Here is an 868-nt window from a genome sequence, read left to right as displayed (position 1 = left end):
TTTTTGTGTTGGTTGGTTGTTGGTGCGCTGTTGGGTGTCTGGGATGACACATGTTGTTGTTCCTGTTTACAGGTTGCTGCGTGCTGCGGGCAGGCTGCTGTTGTGGTGGTTTGTGTGTGGTGTGTGGGTGTTGTGTGAGAACTGGATAGTGGACGCGAGCATCTTGTTTTTCTGTAAGTTCGATTTTGTCAAGCAGTTTTTCTGTTTGTGATTGTTCTTAGTTATTTGTTTGTGTGTTGTGTTGTAAGGGCGCATGGTGGATGCCTTGGCATAGTAGGCCGATGAAGGACGTGAGAGGCTGCGATAGGCCTCGGGGAGCTGCCAACTGAGCGTTGATCCGAGGGTGTCCGAATGGGGAAACCTGGCCGTCGTTGTGGGCGGTCGCCGTTAGATGAATTCATAGTCTAATTGGTGGTTACGCGGGGAAGTGAAACATCTCAGTACCCGTAGGAGTAGAAAACAATTGTGATTCCGTTAGTAGTGGCGAACGAACGTGGATGAGGCTAAACCGCGTGCGTGTGATACCTGGCAGGGTTTGCGTGCGTGGGGTTGTGGGTATGCATTGTGCAGGGTCTGCTAGTCCTGCGTTGTTTTGTGTGGGTGTAGCGGAAGTGGATTGGAATGTCCTGCCGTAGACGGTGAGAGTCCGGTACGTGAAACACCCGTGCGTGCAATTGGTGTGTTGCCCGAGTAGCAGCGGGCTCGTGGAATCTGCTGTGAATCTGCCGGGACCACCCGGTAAGCCTAAATACCTGCTTATGACCGATAGCGGATTAGTACCGTGAGGGAATGGTGAAAAGTACCCCGGGAGGGGAGTGAAATAGTACCTGAAACCATGTGCTTACAATCCGTCAGAGCCCTTTTTTGT

1 protein-coding gene and 1 rRNA gene are annotated in these 868 nt (G+C 51.8%); both read left to right on the top strand.

Annotated features, from left to right (window positions below):
• Positions 1–211, top strand: a 211-nt coding sequence (locus HMPREF2681_RS11170) for a hypothetical protein (protein WP_210384527.1), incomplete at its 5' end; no start/stop codon positions are given.
• Between the two features lie 22 nt (positions 212–233).
• A 23S ribosomal RNA gene (locus HMPREF2681_RS02500) occupies positions 234–868 on the top strand; the annotation flags it as partial.

Origin of the sequence: Corynebacterium sp. HMSC064H12, from assembly GCF_001809925.1 — a bacterium.
Lineage (GTDB): Bacteria > Actinomycetota > Actinomycetes > Mycobacteriales > Mycobacteriaceae > Corynebacterium > Corynebacterium jeikeium_D.
This window is presented reverse-complemented; position numbering and strand designations above follow the sequence as displayed.